The organism is Kluyvera sp. Awk 3 (genome assembly GCF_028069715.1).
In the GTDB taxonomy this organism is placed as follows: Bacteria; Pseudomonadota; Gammaproteobacteria; order Enterobacterales; family Enterobacteriaceae; genus Kluyvera; species Kluyvera georgiana_A.
The window spans coordinates 1-2,391 of the sequence record NZ_JANEWH010000255.1; the positions used below are offsets into that span (position 1 = coordinate 1).

Consider the following 2,391-nt stretch of genomic DNA (forward strand, 5'->3'; position numbering starts at 1 on the left):
GTTACAAATCTTAGACATTCAATTGATTAATCAATGCTAGAATCATTCTCTGGTTAATAATTTCCTCAAAAACAACTTCCCACATGACTAGAAACATGATTGATGGCCTGCCACTGCCACAGCGGTACGGGGCCATTTTGACGATTGTGATCGGCATTACAATGGCCGTTCTCGACGGCGCGATCGCCAACGTTGCGCTGCCGACCATCGCCAGCGATTTGCACGCATCACCGGCGGCATCTATTTGGATCGTTAATGCTTACCAGATTGCGATTGTCATCTCCCTGCTGTCTCTCTCTTTCCTCGGCGACATGATTGGCTATCACCGCATCTATAAAGCAGGTCTGGTGGTCTTCACTCTCGCTTCGCTGTTCTGCGCCTTCTCAAACTCGCTGGAGATGCTGACCCTGGCGCGTATTCTGCAAGGCTTCGGCGGAGCGGCATTGATGAGCGTGAATACGGCGCTGATCCGCCTCATTTACCCGCAACGCCAGCTCGGACGCGGTATGGGCATCAACTCCTTTGTGGTAGCCGTCTCCTCAGCGGCCGGCCCGACTATCGCGGCGGCCATTCTTTCGCTGGCCACCTGGCAATGGCTCTTTTTTATCAACGTGCCGCTGGGCGTTATCGCCTGGCTGCTGGCCGTACGTTTCCTGCCGTCAAATGGCACGCGCAGCCAGTCAACGCGCTTCGATCTGCCAAGCGCAGTGATGAATGCCCTGACCTTCGGCCTGCTTATCACGGCACTGAGCAGTTTTGCCCAAGGACAGTCTATTGAGCTGGTGCTGGCTGAAGTCGCCGCGCTACTGGTCATTGGTTTCTTCTTCGTCCGCCGGCAGCTTCATTTGCCGGTGCCGCTGCTGCCGGTTGATCTACTGCGTATCCCGCTGTTTTCGTTGTCCATTTGCACCTCCATCTGCTCGTTCTGCGCGCAAATGCTGGCCATGGTGTCACTGCCCTTCTTCTTGCAAACGATGGTTGGCCGTAGCGAAGTTGAGACCGGCCTATTGCTGACGCCATGGCCGCTGGCAACCATGGTGATGGCGCCGCTGGCTGGCTATTTGATTGAACGGGTTCACGCCGGTCTACTCGGCGCGCTGGGCATGGGGATTATGGCCTGCGGACTGTTTGCTATGGCGATGCTGCCCACCTCACCGAGCGACCTGGATATTATCTGGCGCATGTTGCTGTGCGGCGCCGGTTTTGGGCTGTTCCAGTCGCCCAACAACCACACAATTATTGCCTCCGCCCCGCGTAACCGCAGCGGCGGTGCCAGCGGCATGCTCGGCACGGCGCGCCTTCTTGGGCAGAGCACCGGCGCGGCGCTGGTTGCGCTGATGTTTAATCTCTTTGGCAATGGCGGCACGCACGTGTCCCTACTGTTGGCAGGTACGCTCGCCGTCGTCGCCACGCTCTTTAGCGGCCTGCGAGTAACGCAGCCGCGCGCGCAAAGTTAAGCCCCCTCCTCTGACGATACCCGCCGGTTGCCTAACCCGCGGGTATCGCCGGGCAACTCCAGCAGATTATTTTTGAAAATAAACAAGCAAGCCTCATTAAAATTGTCCACGCCAAGACGTTCGGACAGTTCGGTTCGCTGTCGATAAAGCCCCCTCACTGACATATTCAACATGTCGGCCGCCTCTTCCATGGTCATACCCGTCATCAGCAGATGTAGCATCAGCTGCTCAGCGTCACTGAGAACAAGGTTTTCCAGCCAGACCGATGTTAAGCGACGGCTTTTCATGTTCAACAGCAGCGTAAATAATGCCGTAATATCCGTCGGCTCAAGCAGGTTGCGTAAAAACAACTTCATGTTCAGCATTTCAGCTTCACGATAGCGCATGTCCAGCATGATACAGGAGACCGGTTTTTTCGATCGCGACGCATCCAGTATCAGATAGTCATAACAATGAAGCGGTGAGCGACTATCAATCAATACAGAATATTCGTCGGCGCTGCCATCAAACACCTTACGATCAATCGAATCTAACTGAATAATATCCGGGAATAACAGTTCAATGCCTCTGACGAGGTAGCTGTCTTGCGTTACTAAAAGTATAGATGTTGCCACAAATCATCCCTTATACATTTAAAGCAGGAACATCCTTTCAGGAGAAAAGACAACCTCCATTGCATGGCTTATTATAATGGTGACAAACTATGTTGATTTGATTACCTCTCTGCCCGCCATATCACGCCATCACAACAGGCGGCATGATAATGACTCATCGTGATTATAATTAAAAAACAACCACAGAAAAGATGCAGTTTAAGAGATTAAGATTTTTTGTCATAAAACGTCCTAAATATTGCCTGTTCACAAGCCATTTCATACCACAACCTATTGAGCCTCGCCCTTAATTCATAACCACATGAAATACAACAAAATAG

The 2,391-nt window shown here is 52.2% G+C and carries 2 protein-coding genes; one reads left to right on the forward strand and one right to left on the reverse strand.

Annotated features, from left to right (window positions below; genetic code table 11):
- Positions 1-83 precede the first annotated feature (83 nt).
- Positions 84-1,457 carry an MFS transporter gene (locus NNN71_RS24370; RefSeq protein WP_163448004.1) on the forward strand — a complete coding sequence of 458 codons (1,374 nt, stop codon included), beginning with the start codon at positions 84-86 and terminating at the stop codon, positions 1,455-1,457.
- On the opposite strand, the gene NNN71_RS24375 is transcribed toward NNN71_RS24370, so the two are convergent.
- Positions 1,454-2,071 (reverse strand): helix-turn-helix transcriptional regulator, encoded by a 618-nt coding sequence (locus tag NNN71_RS24375; protein ID WP_271459553.1) that lies wholly within the window; start codon positions 2,069-2,071, stop codon positions 1,454-1,456. The two genes, NNN71_RS24370 and NNN71_RS24375, sit on opposite strands and share 4 nt — an antisense overlap.
- Between the last annotated feature and the right edge of the window lie 320 nt (positions 2,072-2,391).

Coding starts and splice junctions, on each gene's coding strand:
- NNN71_RS24370 (WP_163448004.1), top strand. CDS start 84: ATGACTAGAAACATGATTGATGGCCTGCCACTGCCACAGCGGTACGGG.